Source organism: Bacillus sp. Je.9.29.b, from assembly GCF_051129925.1.
GTDB classification, from domain to species: Bacteria; Bacillota; Bacilli; order Bacillales; family Bacillaceae; genus Bacillus; species Bacillus safensis.
This window is the reverse complement of sequence record NZ_JBCPSO010000002.1, coordinates 312,939-335,288: the sequence shown is the minus strand read 5'-3', so window position 1 is coordinate 335,288 and position 22,350 is coordinate 312,939. Positions and strand designations below refer to the sequence as shown.

Sequence of the window (22,350 nt, the reverse complement as noted above, 5' to 3'; positions counted from 1 at the left end):
TGCGCGTTTCGTTCTTTAGGTGCTTTGCTGTTTCATTTTTCACACACGAACAAAAGGAAGCATTTATTTGGCAAGGCGTTTGACAACAGCCGCTATCTTACGTGCCGCCTGCTTCACATGATCCTCTTCATTCCCAAGACCGAAGCTTATTCTGACTGAGGATGTCAGCTCTTTTGCTTCTTCGCCATACATGGCGCTTAACACGTGCGAAGGAAGGACAGATCCAGCCGTACATGCCGATCCGCTTGAAACAGCAATTCCTTCCATATCTAAATTCACAAGCAGCGATTCAATGGAGACGCCCGGGAAATGAACATTTAAAATGTGCGGCAATGTCTCTTTCGGATGTCCATTGATAGAGAAATTGAGAGATTCCTCTTCGAATACTTGCAGCATGGTTTCTTTGAGCTTACCATAATGCATCGCTTTTTCTCTTCTATTTTGCTTCGTTAATTGAACAGCTTCTGCAAGCCCAACAATTCCTGCCACATTTTCAGTGCCAGCACGGCGCTTTCTTTCTTGTTCGCCTCCGAATATTTGCGGAGAAAGTTTCACGCCCTCGTTTACATATAAAAAGCCAGTTCCCATCGGACCATTCAGTTTATGGCCAGAAGCAGATAAAAGATCAATATGAAGGTCTGCTACATCGATTGGCATTGTTCCAAACGCCTGCACTGCGTCTGTATGAAAATGAGCAGAGTGATCACGCAGAAGTTCGCCAATGTCTTTAATTGGCTGAATCACACCTGTTTCATTATTGCCGTACATAACGGTCACAAGAATCGTATCATCTCTCAATGCTTGTTTTAATTGATCAAGATGAATCAATCCAGTTTTGTCCACATCTAAATATGTCACTTCAAATCCAAGTTTCTCTAGACGTTCACATGTATGCAGCACCGCATGATGCTCTGTTTTCACTGTGATAATATGTTTTCCTTCATGCTGTCTTGCCATGGCAACACCTGTAATTGCCAGGTTGTCCGCCTCGGTTCCACCGCTTGTGAGGATGATCTCCTGCGGCTTACAGTGTAATTCTCCTGCAATGACTTCTCTTGCTTCATCGAGCCACTTTCTTGCCTCGCGCCCATATGAATGAATACTAGAGGGATTGCCAAATATCTCTGTAAAGTACGGCATCATCTTGTCCACAATACGCTGATCCATCGGCGTAGTGGCCGCATGATCTAAATAGATTCGTTCCATTTCCGGTACACCTCTGATCTAAATATAGAACATATACGAGTCTTGATCCCCGTCATCTGTGTAGCTTGCCAAGTCTTCAAGAGTTGTATTGTCTAGTACGTCTTTTACTGCATCACGAATACGAATCCATAGTTCACGCTTTGCTGGTTCTTCGTTTTCGATGACTTCAACAGGACTAATGGGTCCTTCTAATACACGAATAATATCACCTGCTGTGATCTCGTTTGGTTCATGTGCAAGAACATAGCCGCCATACGCTCCGCGGATACTTTTTACAAGACGGGCATTGCGGAGTGGTGATACAAGCTGCTCTAAATAATGCTCAGACAAATCATTGTTTTGAGCGATTGATTTTAATGATGTAGGGCCTTCGCCATGTTTTTTGGCTAATTCGATCATGATCGTCAGACCATATCTGCCTTTAGTTGATATTTTCAAGTTAAACACCTCTGCGTTTTCTATTCTATGTCATCAATTATTTTTCTGATTTCATATACGCTGATATATAGACCAAAAGCAATTATATCATACTTTCAGCCAACTTTCATTTACGGGTTCTGAGCATGATAGAAGGACGAATCCCTTTTCTATTTGAAGAATTTTCGGTACTCTATACAAACAAGACATTGCTATAGGAGAGATAATTATGAAACCTTTAGCGTACCGGATGCGCCCAAGTCATATTGAAGACATTATTGGGCAGGAGCATCTTGTTGGGGAAGGTCAAATTATTAGGCGAATGGTCGAGGCAAAACATTTATCCTCGATGATTTTATACGGACCGCCGGGCATCGGCAAAACATCGATTGCAACCGCGATTGCTGGCAGTACAAGCATTGCTTTTCGAACGTTGAATGCGGTCATTCATAACAAAAAGGATATGGAAGCTGTTGCCGCTGAAGCGAAAATGAGCGGCCAGGTGATCCTTATTTTAGACGAAGTCCACCGGCTTGATAAAGGAAAGCAGGATTTTCTTCTTCCTTATTTAGAAAATGGCATGATCATTTTAATTGGGGCAACGACGGCTAATCCCTATCATGCGATCAATCCTGCCATTCGAAGCCGGACACAAATATTCGAGCTGAAGCCGCTTGAAACAGAGCAAATCAAAGCTGCGTTAACAAGAGCCTTACAGGATGAGCATCGCGGGCTTGGCGGCTATGAGGTGACAGTGGACGATGAAGCGATGAATCATTTTGCCAATGGATGCGGAGGAGACGTGCGTTCTGCTTTAAATGCACTCGAGCTCGCTGTCTTATCGACAAAAGCTGATGAGACAGGGCATATCACAATCACTCTTGCCGCAGCAGAAGAATGTTTACAAAAAAAGAGCTTCTCACATGACAAGAATGGTGATGCTCATTATGATGTCCTCTCGGCTTTTCAAAAATCCATTAGAGGATCTGATACAGATGCGGCGCTGCATTACCTTGCCAGACTGATTGAAGCTGGAGACCTTGAAAGCATTTCAAGGAGATTACTCGTGATGGCTTACGAGGACATTGGCTTAGCTAGTCCGCAGGCTGGCCCCCGCGTGTTAAGCGCAGTACAAACAGCAGAAAGAGTCGGCTTCCCAGAAGCACGGATTCCACTGGCGAACGCAGTGATTGAGCTGTGTCTTTCTCCTAAGTCTAATTCGGCATATAAGGCGATTGATGCGGCACTTGGTGACATTCGTACAGGGAAAATTGGAGAAGTTCCAGTTCATTTAAAGGATGCTCACTACAAAGGCGCCACAGCACTCGGAAGAGGCGTCGATTACTTATACCCACATGATTACGAAAACGGCTGGGTGAAGCAGCAATATTTACCTGATCCGCTGAAAAACAAGCAATACTATGTACCGAAACAAACCGGAAAATTTGAAGGTGCATTGAAACAGGTCTATGAGAATTTAAAACGCCAGAAATAAAAAAAGCCCCCTGCATGTCAGCAGGTGGGCTGTTTATTTATCCTTCACACGAGTAATTGGAATATCTTTTAAAAGCTTCATAATGACATGACCACCCATGATCAGTCCGGCAACAGACGGAACGAACGCATTAGATGATGGCGGCATTTGCGCCTTGCGAATCTTCGCTTCATCATTTCCAACTTCTTTTCTGACATCTTCGCGAATGACAATTGGACTTTCGTCAGAGAAAATGACTTCAATTCCTTTACGAATCCCTTCCTTACGCAAACGTGTTCTCACAACTTTTGCAATAGGATCGGTATGTGTTTTTGAAATATCATCAATTTTGAAGCGTGTCGGATCTGTTTTGTTCGCAGCTCCCATACTTGAAATGATGTTCACACCTCGTTTCAGACACTCTTTCATTAAATGAATTTTATAGTGAATGGTATCTGAGGCATCAATGACATAATCAAGCGGATACTCAAAAAATTGTTCGTATGTTTCTTCTGTATAAAACATCTTCAGCGCAACAACTTCACATTCTGGGTTAATATCAGCGATTCTCGCCTGCATTAAGTCAACCTTTGGCTGGCCAACTGTTGATAGCAATGCTGGAAGCTGACGGTTTACATTTGTAATATCAATATCATCTTTATCAACAAGAACAATACGGCCAACGCCTGAACGCGCGAGTGCCTCTACTGCGAATGAACCAACGCCGCCCACACCAAGCACTGCAACTGTACTGTTTTTTAGTATATTTAAGCCTTCCTTGCCAATGGCAAGCTCGTTTCTTGAAAACTGATGTAACAAGTGCCTCACTCCACCTTTATTTAAAATGAATCGAAAGAATCATATCATATTCAGACTTCTCCGTCATCCTTCTCTAAAAGAAAAAAACACAAAAAAGTCCCGATGACGCCGCCAGCATTTCCTTCGTTTTGAACCCCGCACCATGCAGGTGGGTGCTTTCTCCCTGACTTTATAAGTCCTCTAAAGAGGCATTTATGCAGAAAGGAAAGGCAAGCTCCCGTATAAAAAAATGTTCGGTCAAAACTAGGTAACCACCGTACGTATCAGGACTTTATTTATTGATTGATGAAAGCATATCATAGGCATATTTCTTTTTCAAGCGTTTACATACCTATAAACATGCGCCTATTTTACTGTTTTACTTTTGTTTTAATCGCTAAACTCAGCTCATCAAGCTGCGCCTCGCTTACATGGCCAGGGGCATCTGTAAGAACGCAGCTCGCACTTGCCGTTTTCGGGAATGCAATCGTATCTCTTAAGTTAGAGCGGCCTGCAAGCAGCATCACTAAACGGTCAAGCCCAAGCGCAATTCCGCCATGCGGAGGAACACCATGCTCAAACGCATCCAGCAGGAAGCCGAATTGTTCGTAAGCTTCTTCTTTTGAAAAACCAAGTAAGCCAAACATCTTTTCTTGAATGTCCTTTTCGAAAATACGAATAGAACCTCCGCCAAGCTCGTAGCCATTCAGCACAAGATCGTAAGCCTGGGCCTTCATGTCTTCTGGGCTTGTTTCAATTAATTCAAGATCATCGCGAACCGGCATTGTGAATGGATGATGGGCAGCATAGAAGCGGCCTTCTTCTTCATCCTTTTCAAGCAGCGGCCAATCGACAACCCATAAGAAATTGAATACAGACTCATCAATCAGTTCAAGCTCTTTACCAAGTTTTAAGCGAAGTGCACCAAGCGCATCATGGACAACAGACGTCTTATCTGCAACAAAGAGTAAAAGGTCGCCTTCTTCAACTTGCAGCTGTTCTTTTAATTCAGCTTGCTTTACTTCATCAAAGAATTTAGCGATCGGACCTTTTAATTCAGTCCCTTCTGCTTTTAGCCAAGCTAGACCTTTTGCACCGTAGTTCGCAGCAAATGCACCGAGTGCATCAATGTCTTTTCTTGAGTAGTACGCTGCAGCCCCTTTTACATTGATGGCTTTCACAGCTCCACCATTTTTCACAGCTCCGCTAAACACTTTGAAATCGGAGTCTTTTACCGTGTCTGAAATGTTCACTAGCTTCATCTCAAAACGTGTATCCGGCTTATCAGATCCATAAGAATTCATCGCTTCATCGTATGTCATACGAGGTAATGGCAATGTAAGGTCTACACCTTTGACATCTTTCATCACCTTCGCCATCATCTCTTCAGCAAGCGTCATGATGTCCTCTTGACTCATAAAGGACATTTCAATATCGACTTGTGTAAATTCCGGCTGACGGTCAGCACGCAAGTCTTCATCTCTAAAACAGCGGGCAATTTGATAATAACGGTCCATCCCAGAAACCATCAGCAATTGTTTAAATAATTGCGGTGACTGAGGCAGTGCATAAAATTCTCCCTCGTGTACACGGCTTGGAACAAGATAGTCACGCGCACCTTCTGGCGTACTTTTTGTTAAAATTGGTGTTTCAATGTCTAGAAAGCCGTTGTCGTCTAAGAAATGGCGGAATGCTTTTGTGACTTCATGTCGCATTTTCATTGTTTCAAACATTGCAGGGCGGCGAAGATCCAGGTAACGATATTTTAAACGAACATCTTCTGATACCTCGTCTGCTTGATCTGAAATCACAAAAGGAGGAGTCTTTGCTTCATTTAAAACGGTGACCGTTTCGACTTGAATTTCAATTTTGCCCGTTTTTAAATTTGGGTTGATCGTTGCTTCTTCTCTTGCGACAACCGTTCCTTTAATATCAAGAACATATTCATTACGAATTGATTCTGCTGTCTCAAGCGCCTCTTTTGATAAGTCTGGATTGAAGACAACTTGTACAATCCCTGTACGGTCGCGCAAATCAATAAAGATTAATCCGCCTAGGTCACGCCTTTTTTGAACCCATCCTTTTAATACAACTGACTGACCGATTTGGTCTTCTGTTACTTCTCCACAATAAAAAGTTCTACCAAACACAAACATTCCACTCCTTCTTTACGCTTTCTGGTGGGCCTTCAACATTTGAATCAGCTCATCAAGCTTCACTTCAATTTGTTCACCCGTTGTCGTATCTTTCACATTCACAATTTGCTGCGCAAGCTCATCTTCACCAAGAACTGCAATAAATTTGGCTTTTAATCGATCAGCCGCTTTAAATTGTCCTTTTAGTTTCTTCCCTGTATAGTCCATTTCACTTGAGATACCTTCTTTTCTCAGACGGTTTAATAATGAAACAGAATAATCCTTCGCTTCATCTCCGAGAGCAGCAATGTATAAATCAATACCATCTTGCAGAGGAAGCTCAATTCCTTCAGCATCGATCGCAGATAAGAAACGCTCAATACTCATCGCAAATCCAATCCCTGGTGATTCAGGACCGCCAATTCCTTCAACGAGTCCATCATAACGGCCGCCGCCGGCTAATGTTGTAATCGCACCAAAGCCTTCTGCATTACTCATAATCTCAAATGCTGTGTGATTGTAGTAATCAAGACCGCGTACTAAATTTGGATCAACGACATACTCAATGCCTATATCTGATAAGTATTGTTTGACCTTTTCAAAATACGTCCGAGATTCTTCATTTAAGTAATCTTGAATGGATGGAGCTGTTGTCATCAGTTCATGGTCACGATCCTTTTTACAATCAAGAATGCGCAGCGGATTTTGATGTAAACGCGTTTGACAGTCATGACAGAATTCCTCAATTCTTGGTTCAAAGTGCTTGACCAGTGCTGTGCGGTAGTCTGCACGGCTCTCTTTGTCACCAAGGCTGTTAATGACGAGCTTTAAGTTAGAAAGACCTGCTTTCTCATATACACTCATCGCAAGTGAAATGACCTCTGCATCAATAGCAGGATCCTTGGAACCAATCGCTTCTATCCCAAATTGATAAAATTGACGATATCTTCCTGTTTGCGGACGTTCATAGCGGAACATTGGTCCGATGTAATACAGCTTTGTTGGCTGAGCCGGCTGTGCGAACAATTTATTTTCAACATAAGAACGGACGGTTGAAGCTGTTCCCTCTGGACGAAGAGTAATGCTGCGTCCTTTTTTATCTTCAAATGTGTACATCTCTTTTTGAACGATATCAGTTGATTCGCCTACTCCCCGTGCAAACAGCTCTGTATGTTCAAAAATCGGTGTGCGGATTTCTTTGTATTGAAAGGCTGCACATGTCTCTCTCGCAATTTGTTCAACATACTGCCAGCGTTCTGACTCTCCAGGTAAAATATCCTGTGTGCCTCTTGGAATATTAAAACTCATTTTTCGTCCTCCTACGACCATCATTCATTTTTTATGTGGACATATAAAAAACCCCCGCCTCTACTATGTGTATAGTAGGGACGAGAGTTATACCCGTGGTGCCACCCTAGTTGGAACATGATCCAGCCATGTTCCCGCTCAAATCCTTAACGCAGATTCACGTTCTCCGCCTATTGACTCATTTTTAGAGCGTTCAGCAGGAAACCTACAGAGTGTTCTTTCGTGATAAATGCCATGCGGATTCGCTTTCAGCCTAAGGCGATTCCTCTCTGCTCACGCAATTTACCCTACTATTCTCTATCATCAGTTCCACATTTTAAATTTTCAAGTGTGTTGATTTATATTATAATAAGGTCGGTGCTGCCACTCTGTCAACCCTTGCCGTGCCTCTTTTTCTTTTCCAGCTCTTCTTTTGACGTACATCCGTATTCAGATGCGGTCTCTTCAAGGAAGCCTGGCTGATCCATTTCGTCGTGCTGCCAGCGGTCGATATCACGATGTCCATTATATTGCACTCGTCCTAATTTTCTGCTTAATCTCATGTTTGTACATCCTTTTATCACATTTTTATTTAGTATAAACAGATTGATTCATTTTTATTAGGGAAACTGCAAGGAATTCATCCACTACATAACGAATTAACATTCATCGGTTTTACAAGGGAGGGGAAAACACCGTTTTGAATCTGAAAAAACACAATCAAATGATGATGCTGCTTACTTGTTTTGTTCTCATCGCGAGTTGTTTGCCTATGACACATGCTACAGCACAAACAGATCAAGCTGTGGTCGCAACAGATGAAATCAATGTGAGAACGGGCCCTGGTTTAAGCTATGGAATTGCAGCTGTTGTGAATCGCGGCGAAAGTTATCCCATTCTCACTGAACAAGGAGAATGGGTGCAGATCCAATTATCAAACGGACAAAAAGGCTGGGTCGTCTCATGGCTGATTACCACATCATCCGGCGCTCAAAAATCCGCGAAACCAAAGGCGCAAAGCACGGCTGGAGACAGTACAATTACATCGACAGCTTCCGATCTTCGCATCCGGACAGGCCCTGGGACTTCCTATCAAGTGATTGGTACTTTCCCGCAAGGCGCTACCGCTAAAAAGCTCGAGACAAGCGGCGAATGGACGAAAATTTCGTATAAACAAGCAGAAGGCTGGGTTCACTCTGATTATGTTTCAGGGGGGCAGAAAACTTCTCAATCAAGCTCCGGCGAGTCCTCTCGCTCTAACCAGACAGGTACAGTTGGCGTATCGAGCTTGAATGTAAGGCAATCGGCCGCACCAAATGCACAAGTCGTCGCTTCACTTGCCCGCAACACACAGATCACCATTTTGCGAGAGCAGAACGGCTGGTATGAAATTGAGGGCAAAGGCGTAAAAGGCTGGGTTGCAAGCTATTACATTGTCACAGGCAAAGGAGCAGGCTCTGCACCTGAAAAGAGTTCATCCTCTTCGGCTTCTGAGCAAAAAGCGTACATTGTCTATGACGGCACCAACATTCGAAAAAGCGCTTCTACCTCTGCTGGGATTGCAGAAAGAGCAACAAAAGGAGCTGCCTATCAAATCGTTCGGACGCAAGGCGACTGGTACGAGGTGACACTATCAAACGGCGGAACTGGCTATGTGGCGAGCTGGGTCGTTCAAACGAAGAAAAATAGCAGCGAAGCGCCAAGACCTCAGCAGGATTCATCGTCTGGAACTGGTTCTTTAAAAGGAAAAACGATTGTTCTTGATCCTGGTCATGGCGGAAAAGACAGCGGCACAATTGGCGCAGACGGTGCTTTTGAAAAGAACATCACCATCAAAACCGCCAATTTACTTGCAGGCAAATTAAGGGCTTCTGGTGCAAATGTATATTTAACAAGAAGTGATGATACCTTTATCAGCCTTCAATCAAGGGTGGCAACATCTCATTACCGAAATGCAGATGCATTTATTAGTCTTCATTATGATAGCTTTATGGACCAAAGTGTTAGAGGAAGTACAGCGTATTATTATCAAGCAGCAAAAGATCAGCAGTTAGCGTCAAGCGTTCATTCCGAAGTCGCAAAACGCTCTCAAATCCCTGATAAGGGTGTCAAATTCGGAGATTACTTTGTTTTAAGAGAAAACAAACGCCCTTCCCTTTTATATGAACTCGGGTACTTAAGCAATCCTCAGGAGGAAGCGATCATTTATAGCGCCTCTTACCAAGAACGAGTCACAGAAGGAATGACCGAAGGATTAAAACAATATTTCCGTTAAAAAGAAAGAGGCCTCTGCGCCTCTTTTTTGTTTGACCGCAAAAGAAAAAGACTCTAAACAAACTCCCGCATGAGTTCATCTACAGTCTAAAGAGAATCTATTCTTTGCTGTCCATCAAGATCGTGACCGGTCCTGAATTGGTCAATGACACGTCCATCATCGCACCAAAACGGCCAGTTTCGACATGGATACCTTTTTCTCTAAGGGTTTTATTGAAACATTCGTAAAGCGAATTGGCTACATCCGGCTTGGCGGCTTTCATAAAATTCGGCCGTCTGCCCTTTCTCGTATCACCATAAAGGGTAAATTGAGATACAGACAGAACGCTTCCTTTTATGTCCAATAATGAACGATTCATTTTCCCATTTTCATCTTCAAAAATACGTAAATGTGCAAGCTTTTCAGCTAAGTAAAGCACATCTTCTTCTGTATCTTCGTGTGTGACACCAACAAGCACCATATAACCTTCGTTGATGGCACCTGTGATCTCTTCTTCTACCTTCACAGATGCATTTGTCACACGCTGCACAACAAGCCTCATAGACGAAATACTTCCTTTCTAATTCATGAATCGGCGAACAGAGTAAATGTCTTTGATTTGTTTAATGCGTTCGACCACTTTGTGCAAATGATTAATATTTTGGATAAAGATCGCCATATGGATCGTCGCCACTTTGTTACGATCAGACTTCCCAGAAACAGAGGAGATGTTCGTTTTGGTTTCGTTGACTGCTTGAAGCACCTCATTGAGTAAGCCGCGTCTATCGTATCCTAATATTTCAATTTCCACATTGTATTCTTTACGGTTTTGAGCAGGCTGCTCATGCTCCCACTCGACCGGAATTAACCGCTCCTGCGCTTCTCCTGTCTTCACGTTCGGACAGTCGTCGCGGTGAACAGATACACCTCGGCCCTTCGTAATAAAACCGACGATGCTATCACCAGGAACAGGATTACAGCACTTAGATAAGCGGACAAGCAGGTTATCAATCCCTTTGACCCTTACGCCAGCTTCCCGTTTTTTCCCGTGATACGTCTTTGGTTCCACCGTCACTTCTTGAACGGTTTTCTCTTGCTCTTCTTGGTCTCTTTGTTTTCTTTCTTTTTCCGTTAAACGATTGGCGACCTGCAGTGCAGTAATGCCGTTATATCCAACAGCTGCATACATGTCCTCTTCGTTTGAAAAATTAAATTTGTCAGCCACTTTTTGCAGGTTTTCAGCGGTCAGAATGTCTTTGACATCAAACTCAAGGTTTTTAATTTCTTTTTCCACGAGCTCTCGGCCTTTTTCGACATTTTCTTCACGGCGCTGTTTTTTGAAAAACTGTCTGATCTTGTGCTTCGCTTGGGAGGTTTGGGCAAGTTTGACCCAATCCTGACTTGGCCCGTAGCTGTGCTTTGATGTCAGAATTTCAATAATGTCACCTGTTTTTAGTTTGTGATCGAGTGTGACCATCTTGCCATTGACCTTGGCACCGATCGTTTTATTTCCAATTTCCGAGTGAATCCGGTAAGAGAAATCAATCGGAACTGAGCCCGACGGCAGTTCAATGACGTCTCCTTTTGGCGTAAACACAAATACCATATCAGAGAAGAGATCGATCTTTAACGACTCCATAAATTCTTCTGCATCTGTGGATTCGTTTTGGAATTCAAGAATTTCTCTAAACCAAGAGAGCTTCTTTTGGAAGACCGCTTCTTCCGTTGATTCTGCTGACTCTTTGCCTTCTTTGTATGCCCAGTGTGCCGCAATCCCGTATTCTGCGATTTCATGCATTTCCACTGTACGGATCTGAACTTCAAGCGGATCACCTTTTGGTCCAATCACCGTTGTATGAAGAGACTGGTACATGTTCGGCTTTGGCATCGCAATATAATCCTTAAACCTGCCTGGCATCGGCTTCCAGCATGTATGGATAATTCCGAGCACCGCATAACAGTCTTTAATGCTGTCGACCAAAATACGTACGGCAAGCAGATCATAAATTTCATTAAACTGCTTATTTTGCAAGACCATTTTACGATAAATGCTATAAATATGTTTTGGTCTGCCGGAAAATTCAGCCTTGATGTTCACCTCAGACACGCGGTCTTTCACTTCATTGACAACCTCGTCCAAGTATTCCTCACGTTCCGCTCGTTTGCGCTTCATCAGATTCACAATCCGGTAATATTGCTGCGGATTTAAATAGCGGAGTGCTGTATCTTCAAGCTCCCACTTAATCTTTGAAATCCCTAATCTGTGTGCAAGCGGTGCAAAGATTTCAAGTGTTTCATTTGAAATTCTCCGCTGCTTTTCCTGCGGAAGATGCTTGAGCGTTCTCATATTATGAAGACGGTCTGCCAGCTTAATCAAGATCACACGGATATCCTGCGCCATTGCAACAAACATTTTTCGATGGTTTTCGGCCTGCTGTTCTTCTTGTGATTTATATTTAATCTTCCCGAGCTTTGTGACACCATCAACAAGCATTGCTACTTCTTCGTTAAAATGCTCTTTTAAATCCTGTAATGTCACATCTGTATCCTCAACTACATCGTGCAGGAAACCGCCTGCAATGGTTGATGGGTCCATTTCAAGATCAACAAGAATACCCGCCACTTGAATTGGATGGATAATATAGGGCTCACCAGATTTCCGGTATTGCTCCTTGTGTGCATTTTCAGCATATTCATATGCTCGCTCTATAAATTGAATATGTTCAGCGGACAGGTATTCTCTTGCCTTGTCAATGACCTGCTGCGCCGTTAAAACTTGTTCGTTCGCCATGGAATCACCTTTTTAAATGAAAACTGTATTGTAGTTTATTATCAAGAAAAATTCGATAGATGTAAAGAGAAGAAGTCCGCTAAAAGATTTTTGATAGGAAAAAAGCACCCTTCTTACTGAGTGCTTTTTACGAAAAACTCCATTAGTATTGCATTAACGTCATGATGTCGTAGCCGTCAAGCTTCTTTCTGCCGTCCAGATACGTCAGCTCAATCAAAAATGCAATCCCTGCCACAACGCCGCCTAATTCCTCTACAAGCTTAATGGACGCTTCAATTGTTCCACCAGTCGCCAGTAAGTCATCTGTAATCAGGACACGCTGACCAGGACGAATCGCATCTTTATGAATCGTTAATACATCTTTACCATATTCCAAGCCGTAATCGACTTTAACGACTTCACGAGGAAGCTTTCCTTCTTTACGAACCGGTGCAAAACCTACACCAAGTGCGTATGCTACAGGGCAGCCAATAATGAATCCACGCGCTTCAGGTCCAACAATGAGATCAATGTCTCTTTCCTTCGCGTAATCAACGATTTGATCCGTTGCATATCGGTACACTTCGCCTTTATCCATCAACGTTGTAATATCTTTAAATTGTACACCTTCCTTTGGGTAGTCAGGTACAACTGTCACATATTGTTTTAAATCCATCTTTTCCTTTTCCTCCTCGTACGTCAAAGCACAGGTGAGACTTCGCTCATCATGCTATTCAGCCATTCCTTCAGCTCTTTAGCTGAGGAATATGTTAGTGTTTGATCGAGTTCCATCAATCGTTGTTTTGCTGTATAGGACGCTGATGCCGTTAAATCTTTTTTAGGGGCATCAAGTACTATTGACAGCACACCATTTTCTATTTTAACAAAACCAAGTTCAAAAAACACCTTTGTCATAAAAATGATTGTATCTTTTGTCCAGCCTTTATGTTTGGCAAGCTCCATTCCTTGTTCTTTGATAGGAAAACTTCCCCGTTTAAACAAGAACCCATAAAACCATTTGAATTGGTCACGGCTTGGGAAAGAGGACATAAAATGATCTTCTTTTCTTTGAAAAACCGTATAAATTCTCGCAGGCTTTTGATTTTCTAAAAGCTGCTTCAGCAATTGCTCATCTGCGGGAACATCCGCAAAGACCACATACTTTCCTTGTACATCAAATGTGGATACATTTTCTGCATGAACATGATGAATGGGGAGATCGACGTCCTGTTTTGTTGCTTCATCAAAACAGACGACCAATGATTTTTCTGAATCAAGTGTCGAAACTTTCTTCTCCCAATCCTTTTTCCCTCGCAGATCAAACAGCTGCCATTCATCAACTCGTGCATCTTTTAGCATGAGCTGGGGTTTTTTCCGGTTATTCCATTCATTGACGGACATTTCCCCAATCACGGAGATGCGGCTTCCTGGAACAATTTCTTCTTTTAATTTCCCTTGGTGAAAGCCAACACAGTCAAGCAGCGTGTCTTCGTCTTTCAGAGACATTTTAATATGGTTGTGATTTGCCCCAATCGTTCGGATATCTTCAAGCTTCGCATCTTCAATCATAATGAACGGTTTTGGGTTTGACATACCAAATGGTGACAGCATTCCCGCTTCTTCAATCGCTTGTACCGTCAATTCGTCTACTTTGCACACGGCATCGACCCGCTGAATTGGAATAAAATCTTCTTCCGTCAATGTTTCATTTGCATATTGATTTAATCTTTCCCTTAGTAAAGATACATCATCCGCTCGAAGTGTCATCCCTGCTGCCATCGGATGCCCGCCGAAATGCGGCAGGATGTCGCGGCATTTGCTTAGATGGAAAAATAGATCGAAGCCAGGAATACTCCGGGCTGATCCTTTTGCCATTTGCGTTTCTTCATCTATTCCAAGCACAATTGCCGGACGAGAAAAAGTATCCGTCAATTTAGAGGCAACAATTCCGACAACGCCCGGATTCCAGCCAGCTTTCGCTACAACGATCGCAGACTGGTCATCACCTGCCTCTTCCACCATTTGAATGGCTTCTTCTGTGATCGTACTGACAATCTTTTGTCGTTCTTTATTCAGTTCCTGTACAAAACGAGCGAGCTCTTCTGCTTCATCCTTATCCTCAGTCATCAGAAGATGAACGGCTGGATCTGCCTGTTCAATTCGCCCAACAGCATTCAGCCTTGGCGCAATTTGAAAGCCGACCGTTTCCTCGCTTGCTTCTTCTAGAGTGGCTCCCGCTTCTTTCAATAACGCTTTCAGCCCCGGTCTATTCGACTGCCGAAGCTGCATAAGCCCTTTTTTGGCGAGCCATCTATTCTCATCATGAAGCGGTACAAGATCCGCGATGGTCCCGATTGCTGCAAGATCTAACAGCTGAACTGGTAGCTCTCCAAGAAGTGCATGCGCCACTTTAAACGCGACACCTACACCAGCAAGTTCTTTAAAGGGATACTCACAGCCAGGCTGCTTAGGATGGACAATGGCAAGTGCCTCAGGCAGCTCCTCACTTGGTTCATGGTGATCTGTAATGATCAGGTCTAACCCTATTTCTTTTGCAATACGTGCTTCATTTACAGCAGCAATGCCTGTATCGACCGTGATGACAAGCGATGCTCCTTGCTCCTTGATATATCGAAAAGCTTGTTCATTAGGTCCATAGCCTTCTTTAAATCGATCTGGAATATAAAAGTCTACTATCGCAGACCGCTCTTTTAATGTATGTAAAAGTACAGACGTACTTGTCACACCATCTGCATCATAGTCTCCGAAGATCACAATCGATTCCTGCTCTTCGATCGCTTTGTTGATGCGCTCTACTGCTTCTTTCATTCCTTTTAATAGGAATGGATCATGAAATTCGGCTTTTTGATCAAATAAAAAAGACCTCGCCTCTTCTACTTCTTCAAGTCCTCTTTTTACGAGAAGCGATGCAGTCAGCGCTGAAATATTCAGATTTTCAGAGAGTGATTTCACTTTTTCTTCGCTTGGATGTTCATATTCCCAGCGCATTTTGGATAATAACATAAATTCACCCCTCAACCACACTATTATACTAGAGTGGCCTGAGGGGTTTCAATTTTTATTTTATGAAATTGTGCTGGAAGATTATTTTTCCTTCCGGTCAAATGATGCTGGCTGTTCTTTTAAAGGCGTGACATGAGATTTCTTTTGAAGATCTTTGTCTGCCTTTTTCGTCGCCGCAGCAGGTGCAGCGGCTGCACGCTCAGCTTTTAGTGCCTTTAGTTCACGTTTCAGTTTCACAATTTGGAAGATCCCTGCAAATGCCACAATCAGTCCGCCCATTAAAACTGAACCGATAATGACAAGGATCAGCGGCCATTCAGCCGTTCCAAATAAGTAGTGTACCTCGACAGGCCGTACATTAATCACGGCAAATACTGAGACAATTAATACGAAAATAAATGCGAGTATGATGGTCCATTGTTGTTTGTTCATCTACAAATCCCCCAAGCTTTTTCTTTTATTCTTCCCTTTTCACTGCCTTTTATAAACACCGAAAGAAAGCAGTGGAAGAAAACCTATCAGCATGGGCATCATCAGCTGCTGAGTTTTTCTTTAATCAGATTCTTTAATTCTTTTCTTTCTCCAGAAATGACAAGGGTATCCCCTTCTTCGATGATGGTATCTGGTCCTGGATTTAAAATCTTCTCATGTGATTTTCTTACAATGGCGATGACTGTTACTTGATAGTTTTGGCGAACATTGAGGTCACCGATGCTTTTCTGAACAGCTGGTGCATTCTTTTCAATTTTAAACCATTCAATCACCAGTTCATCAATGGCTACCTCTACGGTTTCAAGCGCTTTCGGCTTATAGACCATGCCGCCTAAAATAGCCGCGATTTGTCTTGCTTCTTCATCGTTTAGCAGGATGCCAGAAATCGTTTCTTCGTGGTCGTCCTCCTGAAAATGATACATTTCTCTTCTGCCGTCATCATGCGTAATGATGGCAAGTTTCTCATTATTTCTTGTGATCATTTCGGCTTTATGACCGATACCTGGCAGTTCAGTTTCCCGAACCTTCATAACAGCCCCTCCAATGAATAAAGCCAAATGCCCTAAACAGACACTTGCTTTCTATACTGGTCTAAACGTAAGTCATTATAGCAAAAGACCATTTCAAGATCAATGAAACCCAAAATGTTTTTTCAAAGCGTCTACTTTTCGGAAAAACCAATAGAAAAAGACTGCCGAGAAGGCAGTCTTTCTAGATTAAATATCTTGATCTGTATCTATCTTAGCTGGTTTTTTCAGCTCACGGCCTTTCCACATCAGCCAAATTTGTGCCGCGATATAAAGGGATGAGTACACCCCTGTTAATAAGCCGACAAGTAAGGCGATGGAGAAGTTTGTAATCGACGCTGATCCGAAAATAAGCAGTGCGATCACAACAATTACGACAGTGAGAACCGTATTGATAGATCTTGTAAAGGTTTGCTGTAAACTCAAGTTAACGATGTAAGATAGATCTTCTACCGTTTTTGGTTTACGTTTCTTCATTTGCTCACGAACCCTATCGAACGTCACGATCGTGTCATTGATCGAATACCCGATCACCGTGAGGATCGCCGCAATGAAGGTCACATCTACCTCTAATCGTGTGATACTAAAGAATGCCACAATGAAGAATGCATCATATAAAAGGGAAGCAATCGCGGCAATGGCCATTTTATATTCAAACCGAATGGAAACATAAATAATGATCCCAATCGAAGCAATGATGATGGCATATAAAGCATTACGTGCAAGTTCTTTTCCAACCGTAGGAGACACCGTGCTGACATTCGGTTCTGTTCCATACTTATCTTTAAAGTAATCTTTCACTTCTGCGATTTTTTCTTTATTTGGCACACCAACAAATCGTGCCGCTGCTTGATTTTCTTTTTGACCAGATAACACAACACTATCTGTATCAAGATCTAGTTTTTGAAAGTCTTGCTCGATTTGAGCAGTTGACAGCTTATGGTCACTTTGAATGTCTACTCTTGTACCACTTGCAAAGTCAATACCCGCATTGAGTTTGAAAATCGAAAGGACGATAATCCCCGCAATGGTAATGGCTACTGAGAAAATCATGAAACCTTTTCGCTTGCTGACAAAATCCCATTTATCAAACGGTGTTTTTGGTTCAGTATTTTCTGTTGTTTCATGAATATCGATGATGTCTTTTTGACGGACACCAAACCAGCCTTTCTTTCGATCGAGCGCGCGGCTTTCCACAAGCAGACCAAGAAGGAATCTTGATAGGAAAACAGCCGTGATAAAGCTTGTTAAAATCGAGAGGATGAGCATTGTTGCAAATCCTTTTACAGAACTTGTCCCGAAGAAGAAAAGGACGCCCCCTGCAATAATACTCGTTAAATTTGCATCAAAGATGGTCGCAAATGATCGGCGGTTCCCTGACCTGAAAGCAGAACGGACAGATTTACCGAGCTTAAGCTCCTCTTTGATTCGTTCATATGTGATGATGTTGGCATCAACCGCCATCCCTACTCCAAGAATCAGCGCCGCAATTCCAGGAAGTGTCAGAACAGCACCCATCCAGTCAAACACCTGTAAGGTAATATAAATATACGTTGATAACGTAATGACTGCAATAAGACCAGGTATTCGGTAATAAAAAAGCATGAATAAGAAAATGAGGGCAATTCCCACAATCCCTGCAAAGACAGTTTCATTTAATGCCTGTTCACCGAATTGCGCACTCACTGAAGTGGAGTACTTTTCAGTTAATTTCACTGGCAATGCACCGGCATTTAAAATACTTGCAAGGTCTTTTGCCTCTTGGACAGTAAATTTCCCTTCAATTTGTACGTCACTGCTGTTAATCTCTTGATTCACATTTGGTGCAGATACATACTTGTGGTTTGATTTTGAGACTTCTTTTTTAAAGGAATCTCCTTTGTGGTAATCAAGCCAAATGACAAGCTGATTATTCGGTGCCATCGCTGCTACTTTTCTTGTGACGTCACCAAATTTTTTCGCATCCTTTAGTTTAACCGTCACAATTGGCTCATTCGTTTGACTGAATGTTTGTTTTGCACTGTTTTCGACTAGGTCAGCCCCGTTAAGAAGTTCTTTATCATTCGTATCTCTGAAGGATAGCTGTGCTTCAGTGGAAAGAATCTCCCTAGCTCTGTTTTGATCTTTTACCCCCGCAAGCTGCACACGGATACGATTATTGCCTTCAATCGAGATGTTCGGCTCACTTACTCCAAGCACGTTCGCTCTTCGGTTAAGAGCCTCCACTGTACTAACGAGAACACTATTTGTGATCTTGTCCTCTTTTTTCACTGGATGTACATCATACAGGACTTCAAATCCACCCTGTAAATCCAGCCCTAGCGTCATATCTTTCGCAACAGGCTTTGTCAGCAAGCCCACGCCAGCTCCGATTAACAGAACCACTAAGAAAAACGCAAGAATGCGCCCTTTTTTCATTATGTATTTCCTCCTTAAACACCTAAATCCATTAAGATGGCTTATTTCAACAGTTCATCAAGCATATTCTTGCCATCTTCACTGTCCAAAAAAGCAGACGTTTTAAACGACTGAACGGTTGCATAGTTCATAAATTCGCCTATTTTCACAGATAAAATATCTGCAACCATTTCATGAATCGGATACTCTTGTTTTTTCTTCCACTTCTTATTCTCTAAGTATGACCATAATTCCTCTAAATCTACATCTTTATAGCCCAAAACGATGAATTCTTCAAGCTTACTGAACAGAAAAGGCTTTAAATGGTCTTTGTAAATAGCAGCTGGGTGTTGTGTCATTGCGTAGCTCCCCCTTTTCAGTTTTTTATCGAGAGACTTGTCATGCTTGGACGATATACACGCATATCTTATTGTATATGATTCTATGTCGTTTGAGAAGGCAGGTGATCTGTGATTTGACGAAGCAAACGTTTTTAAAGGGGACCATTATTTTAATTTTAGCAGGTTTTATCACGAGAATATTGGGTTTTGTCAATCGAATTGTCATTGCGAGGTTCATTGGCGAAGAAGGGGTCGGGCTTTATATGATGGCTGCACCAACTTTTTTTCTCGCCGTGACGCTCACACAATTCGGACTGCCTGTCGCCATTAGTAAGCTTGTCGCAGAAGCAGAAGCCCGGGGTGACAAACAGAAAACAAAACGTATTCTGGTCATGTCCCTTGCGATAACAGGAACACTCAGTCTGATTTTCACGCCGCTCTTTTTATGGTTTGCGCCCATCATGGCAGAAAATATGCTGACAGACCCTAGAACGGTCTACCCACTGCTTGCTATTACACCTGTCGTACCAGTCATCGCCATTTCCAGTGTGTTAAGAGGCTATTTCCAGGGCAGACAGCAAATGAGTCCGCTTGCGATGTCTCAAGTTCTGGAACAGGTCGCAAGAATTTCACTAGTGGCGGTGTGTACAACGGCTTTCCTTCCTTACGGGATTGAATTTGCGGCAGCAGGTGCGATGGTGTCATCTGTCATTGGAGAGATGATTTCACTTGCTTACTTACTGATCGCCTTTCGCTATAAAAAGACCATTCGTATTCGAAAACGATTTTTTAAAGCGATTCATGACGGGAAGGACACATTTAAACAGCTGATGAGCATTGCCCTGCCAACAACAGGCAGCCGTTTTATCGGGAATATTTCGTGGTTTTTAGAGCCGATTGTTGTCGCGCAAAGTCTTGCCATTGCTGGATATGCGGCTGTAGAGGCGACAAGGCAGTACGGGGAGTTGACTGGTCTTGCTCTGACCCTTTTGACACTGCCTAGTTTTATTACGTATTCACTCTCCACTGCATTAGTTCCGGCGATCAGTGAAGGAATGGAGCAGAATAAACGTAAAACGGTCGAATACCGCCTGAAGCAGGCGATGCGCCTATGTTTACTCAGTGGAGGCATTTCATGTATTATTCTTTTCGTTTACGCAGAAGATTTAACGCTCTTTATGTATGGTTCATCGCACGCGGCCATTTATGTGAAATTCATGGCGCCATTTTTCCTTCTATATTATTTTCAGGGGCCCCTTCAAGCCGTGCTTCAAGCACTCAATTTAGCTGGTGCGGCGATGACCAACAGCCTGATTGGCGCTATTGTGAAAACAGGGATGATTTTTGTTCTTGCTTCACAGCCAGGCTTTGGCATTATGGGCGCTGCACTTGCGATCTTAATCGGCATCATCCTTGTCACGCTGCTCCATGCGGCAACTGTTGGAAAGGTGCTGCCTATTCATTTACCATTAAAGGAATATGGACTATGCGTCCTTGTGATTATCGGTACAGGGGCTGTCAGCCTTTGGCTGAAATCTCAAGTAAACGGACTCTTTTCTGCTCCTATTGAACTTGTGACGCTCATTTTTGTTACGTGCACGCTGTATGTCATTCTATTAATCTGCCTAGGCCTAGTGAAACGAGAAGAGCTGCGCCGCATCCCGTTCGTTGGGAAGCTGTTTTAGCTCATCTCTTTTTGATCACTTCATCTTTCAAATCAATATAAAATGTTTTTTGATTAAAGCTGCAGTAAGAGATTTGTTCGATATCATGATAGCCTCTTTTAGCAAGCTCATCTTTCAGCCACTGTTCATTTTGATTGATTTGCTTAAGGTGGTCATGCTGCACTACACCATCCGCAACAAGTGGAAGCTCAAGCGCTGCATGTTTGCGCTTGTTTTCTTTTTCGACGACGGCGAGCTTTCCAGACGGCTCTAAAATGGCGTAAGAGACATCCTGAATGCTGTCGATGTTATTTTCTCTTAATTGAATGAGCAGGTCATCAAAATTGTATCGCTGTTTTCTCATTGCACCCTCGTCTATTTTCCCATTGATAATGAGCAGGGCCGGTTTGCCGTCAAGAAAGCGCCGGACGCCTTGGAATTTCAATGAGAGGTAGGCAAGTGTGATTTGAATGAAGGTCAACAGCAGGATTGGCCATACCGTATGTAACATGTGATCCTCTACTTCTTCTATGGCGAGAACCGCAATTTCTGCGATCATCATAAAAATGACTAGATCTAAAATGCTCAGCTCGCCAATTTCCCTTTTGCCCATTAAGCGAAATATAAACCAAATAAGAAAATATAAGATGATGGTTCTCATGGAAATGATCAAGATGTCCTGCATGTGATGTAGCCCCTCCTTCTCCAACATAGCTTGTGTCAAAACACTTTATTTATGTAGAAAAGAAACGTCTGAAACATGTCTATTTTTTCTTCACTGTGAATACATTTTAGTAAAAGACAAGCTTCGTTCAATTGGAGAGGAGACGAATCTACATGCAGGAAACGAAACAAATTGGAAAAGGCATTTTATCCGGCTTAATTGCCATTTTTGTCGTGATGGTTGTCACAAGTTTACTTGTGTCGCTCATGCTTACATTCACAAGTATGCAAGAATCATCATTTAAATGGATGATTATGATCTTGTCCTTTGCTGCCCTTTTATTAGGAGGCATCATTTCTGGCGGGAAAGCAAAGGAGCGCGGCTGGCTGATTGGTGCGGTCACATCTATCATTTTTTCTCTCACTGTATTTTTATTTCAATATTTGGGGTTTGGAAAAACGTTTTCACCAGAGCAGTTTATCTATCATGGAGCCTTTTTAGGCATTTGTATGCTGGGGGGAATGATTGGCGTCAATCTTCGAGGCAAATAAAAAAAGAGCGGTCATATCGCTCTTTTTTTATGGCTATGTATCAGAGGATTAGTCTTTGTCAGCTAATTCTCTAATAGCACGACGATCGAAAGTTAAACGGTTGTTTTCGCTTGTTTTGATGACCACTTTTGATTCATCAATTGAGTCGATTTCACCGTGTAAACCACCGATTGTGACGATTTTATCGCCTTTTGATAAAGATTGCTGCATCTGACGCACAGCTTTCTGTTGCTTTTGCTGTGGACGGATTAACAAGAAGTAAAGCACAGCAAACATGACAACAATCATAATGATTGAACCCATACCACCATCCATTCTATTTCACCCCTTTCTAAAGCATTGTAAAGCC

General features: G+C 42.6%; 20 protein-coding genes, 1 other RNA gene and 1 other annotated feature. Of the genes, 4 read left to right on the top strand and 17 right to left on the bottom strand.

Going from position 1 to position 22,350, the window contains the following annotated elements; all coding sequences use genetic code 11:
• Nucleotides 1-63: 63 nt before the first annotated feature.
• A complete protein-coding gene (locus AAZR19_RS04930; protein ID WP_076840406.1) occupies nucleotides 64-1,206 on the bottom strand; it encodes a cysteine desulfurase family protein in 1,143 nt (380 codons plus the stop codon).
• Nucleotides 1,207-1,224: 18 nt separating this feature from the next.
• Nucleotides 1,225-1,644: a cysteine metabolism transcriptional regulator CymR gene (cymR, locus tag AAZR19_RS04925; protein ID WP_024423125.1), complete on the bottom strand. Its 420-nt coding sequence runs from the start codon at nucleotides 1,642-1,644 to the stop codon at nucleotides 1,225-1,227.
• Between the two features lie 208 nt (nucleotides 1,645-1,852).
• On the opposite strand from cymR, the gene AAZR19_RS04920 reads away from it, so the two are divergent.
• Entirely contained in the window at nucleotides 1,853-3,118 is a 1,266-nt protein-coding gene (locus tag AAZR19_RS04920) for a replication-associated recombination protein A (RefSeq protein ID WP_076840405.1), read from the top strand.
• 33 nt (nucleotides 3,119-3,151) lie between these two features.
• Here the strand turns inward: AAZR19_RS04920 and AAZR19_RS04915 are convergent, their stop codons facing one another.
• From AAZR19_RS04915 to AAZR19_RS04895, 5 genes are all read right to left on the bottom strand, one after another.
• Nucleotides 3,152-3,916, bottom strand: a complete 765-nt coding sequence (locus AAZR19_RS04915; RefSeq protein ID WP_024423127.1) for a tRNA threonylcarbamoyladenosine dehydratase — start codon at nucleotides 3,914-3,916, stop codon at nucleotides 3,152-3,154.
• 92 nt (nucleotides 3,917-4,008) lie between these two features.
• Nucleotides 4,009-4,189, bottom strand: a non-coding RNA gene (gene ssrS / locus AAZR19_RS04910) — 6S RNA.
• 77 nt (nucleotides 4,190-4,266) lie between these two features.
• Nucleotides 4,267-6,045: an aspartate--tRNA ligase gene (gene aspS / locus AAZR19_RS04905; protein ID WP_218677133.1), complete on the bottom strand. Its 1,779-nt coding sequence runs from the start codon at nucleotides 6,043-6,045 to the stop codon at nucleotides 4,267-4,269.
• An 18-nt stretch (nucleotides 6,046-6,063) separates the two neighbouring features.
• Nucleotides 6,064-7,338 carry a histidine--tRNA ligase gene (gene hisS / locus AAZR19_RS04900; protein WP_041107044.1) on the bottom strand — a complete coding sequence of 425 codons (1,275 nt, stop codon included), beginning with the start codon at nucleotides 7,336-7,338 and terminating at the stop codon, nucleotides 6,064-6,066.
• Nucleotides 7,339-7,411: 73 nt separating this feature from the next.
• Nucleotides 7,412-7,651 (bottom strand) — a binding site (T-box leader).
• 58 nt (nucleotides 7,652-7,709) lie between these two features.
• A complete protein-coding gene (locus AAZR19_RS04895) occupies nucleotides 7,710-7,880 on the bottom strand; it encodes a YrzK family protein (protein ID WP_003216250.1) in 171 nt (56 codons plus the stop codon).
• 137 nt (nucleotides 7,881-8,017) lie between these two features.
• On the opposite strand from AAZR19_RS04895, the gene AAZR19_RS04890 reads away from it, so the two are divergent.
• Nucleotides 8,018-9,592, top strand: coding sequence for an SH3 domain-containing protein (locus tag AAZR19_RS04890; RefSeq protein ID WP_041107045.1), 1,575 nt, complete (start codon nucleotides 8,018-8,020; stop codon nucleotides 9,590-9,592).
• A 97-nt stretch (nucleotides 9,593-9,689) separates the two neighbouring features.
• Here AAZR19_RS04890 and dtd read toward each other — a convergent pair whose 3' ends face one another.
• The 8 genes from dtd to AAZR19_RS04850 form a co-directional block, all read right to left on the bottom strand.
• A complete protein-coding gene (gene dtd / locus AAZR19_RS04885) occupies nucleotides 9,690-10,133 on the bottom strand; it encodes a D-aminoacyl-tRNA deacylase (protein WP_041107047.1) in 444 nt (147 codons plus the stop codon).
• Nucleotides 10,134-10,151: 18 nt separating this feature from the next.
• Nucleotides 10,152-12,362 (bottom strand): RelA/SpoT family protein, encoded by a 2,211-nt coding sequence (locus tag AAZR19_RS04880; protein WP_034279902.1) that lies wholly within the window; start codon nucleotides 12,360-12,362, stop codon nucleotides 10,152-10,154.
• A 142-nt stretch (nucleotides 12,363-12,504) separates the two neighbouring features.
• Entirely contained in the window at nucleotides 12,505-13,017 is a 513-nt protein-coding gene (locus AAZR19_RS04875) for an adenine phosphoribosyltransferase (RefSeq protein ID WP_034279900.1), read from the bottom strand.
• 23 nt (nucleotides 13,018-13,040) lie between these two features.
• On the bottom strand, nucleotides 13,041-15,365 hold the full coding sequence (gene recJ / locus AAZR19_RS04870; protein WP_041107049.1) for a single-stranded-DNA-specific exonuclease RecJ: 2,325 nt from the start codon (nucleotides 15,363-15,365) through the stop codon (nucleotides 13,041-13,043).
• Nucleotides 15,366-15,446: 81 nt separating this feature from the next.
• Nucleotides 15,447-15,797: a LapA family protein gene (locus AAZR19_RS04865; RefSeq protein ID WP_041107051.1), complete on the bottom strand. Its 351-nt coding sequence runs from the start codon at nucleotides 15,795-15,797 to the stop codon at nucleotides 15,447-15,449.
• 101 nt (nucleotides 15,798-15,898) lie between these two features.
• Nucleotides 15,899-16,387 carry a cation:proton antiporter regulatory subunit gene (locus AAZR19_RS04860; protein WP_024423136.1) on the bottom strand — a complete coding sequence of 163 codons (489 nt, stop codon included), beginning with the start codon at nucleotides 16,385-16,387 and terminating at the stop codon, nucleotides 15,899-15,901.
• Between the two features lie 186 nt (nucleotides 16,388-16,573).
• A complete protein-coding gene (gene secDF / locus AAZR19_RS04855) occupies nucleotides 16,574-18,802 on the bottom strand; it encodes a protein translocase subunit SecDF (protein ID WP_041107052.1) in 2,229 nt (742 codons plus the stop codon).
• A 41-nt stretch (nucleotides 18,803-18,843) separates the two neighbouring features.
• Nucleotides 18,844-19,140, bottom strand: coding sequence for a post-transcriptional regulator (locus AAZR19_RS04850; RefSeq protein WP_003216788.1), 297 nt, complete (start codon nucleotides 19,138-19,140; stop codon nucleotides 18,844-18,846).
• A gap of 116 nt (nucleotides 19,141-19,256) precedes the next feature.
• On the opposite strand from AAZR19_RS04850, the gene spoVB reads away from it, so the two are divergent.
• Nucleotides 19,257-20,807 carry a stage V sporulation protein B gene (gene spoVB, locus AAZR19_RS04845; protein WP_041107054.1) on the top strand — a complete coding sequence of 517 codons (1,551 nt, stop codon included), beginning with the start codon at nucleotides 19,257-19,259 and terminating at the stop codon, nucleotides 20,805-20,807.
• Nucleotide 20,808: 1 nt separating this feature from the next.
• Here spoVB and AAZR19_RS04840 read toward each other — a convergent pair whose 3' ends face one another.
• Complete coding sequence (locus AAZR19_RS04840) at nucleotides 20,809-21,471, bottom strand: DUF421 domain-containing protein (protein ID WP_076840397.1); 663 nt, start codon at nucleotides 21,469-21,471, stop codon at nucleotides 20,809-20,811.
• A 152-nt stretch (nucleotides 21,472-21,623) separates the two neighbouring features.
• Here AAZR19_RS04840 and AAZR19_RS04835 point away from each other — a divergent pair, with 152 nt between their 5' ends.
• Nucleotides 21,624-22,001: a TIGR04086 family membrane protein gene (locus AAZR19_RS04835; protein ID WP_075622125.1), complete on the top strand. Its 378-nt coding sequence runs from the start codon at nucleotides 21,624-21,626 to the stop codon at nucleotides 21,999-22,001.
• A gap of 48 nt (nucleotides 22,002-22,049) precedes the next feature.
• On the opposite strand, the gene yajC is transcribed toward AAZR19_RS04835, so the two are convergent.
• The gene (gene yajC / locus AAZR19_RS04830) at nucleotides 22,050-22,316 is read right to left on the bottom strand and encodes a preprotein translocase subunit YajC (RefSeq protein WP_218677129.1); all 267 of its coding nucleotides are present in this window, start codon (nucleotides 22,314-22,316) and stop codon (nucleotides 22,050-22,052) included.
• Between the last annotated feature and the right edge of the window lie 34 nt (nucleotides 22,317-22,350).

What these genes read in the sequence shown, in the direction of transcription:
- secDF (WP_041107052.1), bottom strand. Translation starts at nt 18,802, where the DNA reads ATGAAAAAAGGGCGCATTCTTGCGTTTTTCTTAGTGGTTCTGTTAATC.
- AAZR19_RS04920 (WP_076840405.1), top strand. Translation starts at nt 1,853, where the DNA reads ATGAAACCTTTAGCGTACCGGATGCGCCCAAGTCATATTGAAGACATT.
- AAZR19_RS04880 (WP_034279902.1), bottom strand. Translation starts at nt 12,362, where the DNA reads ATGGCGAACGAACAAGTTTTAACGGCGCAGCAGGTCATTGACAAGGCA.
- AAZR19_RS04850 (WP_003216788.1), bottom strand. Translation starts at nt 19,140, where the DNA reads ATGACACAACACCCAGCTGCTATTTACAAAGACCATTTAAAGCCTTTT.
- hisS (WP_041107044.1), bottom strand. Translation starts at nt 7,338, where the DNA reads ATGAGTTTTAATATTCCAAGAGGCACACAGGATATTTTACCTGGAGAG.
- AAZR19_RS04865 (WP_041107051.1), bottom strand. Translation starts at nt 15,797, where the DNA reads ATGAACAAACAACAATGGACCATCATACTCGCATTTATTTTCGTATTA.
- yajC (WP_218677129.1), bottom strand. Translation starts at nt 22,316, where the DNA reads ATGGATGGTGGTATGGGTTCAATCATTATGATTGTTGTCATGTTTGCT.
- recJ (WP_041107049.1), bottom strand. Translation starts at nt 15,365, where the DNA reads ATGTTATTATCCAAAATGCGCTGGGAATATGAACATCCAAGCGAAGAA.
- AAZR19_RS04860 (WP_024423136.1), bottom strand. Translation starts at nt 16,387, where the DNA reads ATGAAGGTTCGGGAAACTGAACTGCCAGGTATCGGTCATAAAGCCGAA.
- AAZR19_RS04840 (WP_076840397.1), bottom strand. Translation starts at nt 21,471, where the DNA reads ATGCAGGACATCTTGATCATTTCCATGAGAACCATCATCTTATATTTT.
- AAZR19_RS04930 (WP_076840406.1), bottom strand. Translation starts at nt 1,206, where the DNA reads ATGGAACGAATCTATTTAGATCATGCGGCCACTACGCCGATGGATCAG.
- AAZR19_RS04835 (WP_075622125.1), top strand. Translation starts at nt 21,624, where the DNA reads ATGCAGGAAACGAAACAAATTGGAAAAGGCATTTTATCCGGCTTAATT.
- AAZR19_RS04875 (WP_034279900.1), bottom strand. Translation starts at nt 13,017, where the DNA reads ATGGATTTAAAACAATATGTGACAGTTGTACCTGACTACCCAAAGGAA.
- dtd (WP_041107047.1), bottom strand. Translation starts at nt 10,133, where the DNA reads ATGAGGCTTGTTGTGCAGCGTGTGACAAATGCATCTGTGAAGGTAGAA.
- AAZR19_RS04895 (WP_003216250.1), bottom strand. Translation starts at nt 7,880, where the DNA reads ATGAGATTAAGCAGAAAATTAGGACGAGTGCAATATAATGGACATCGT.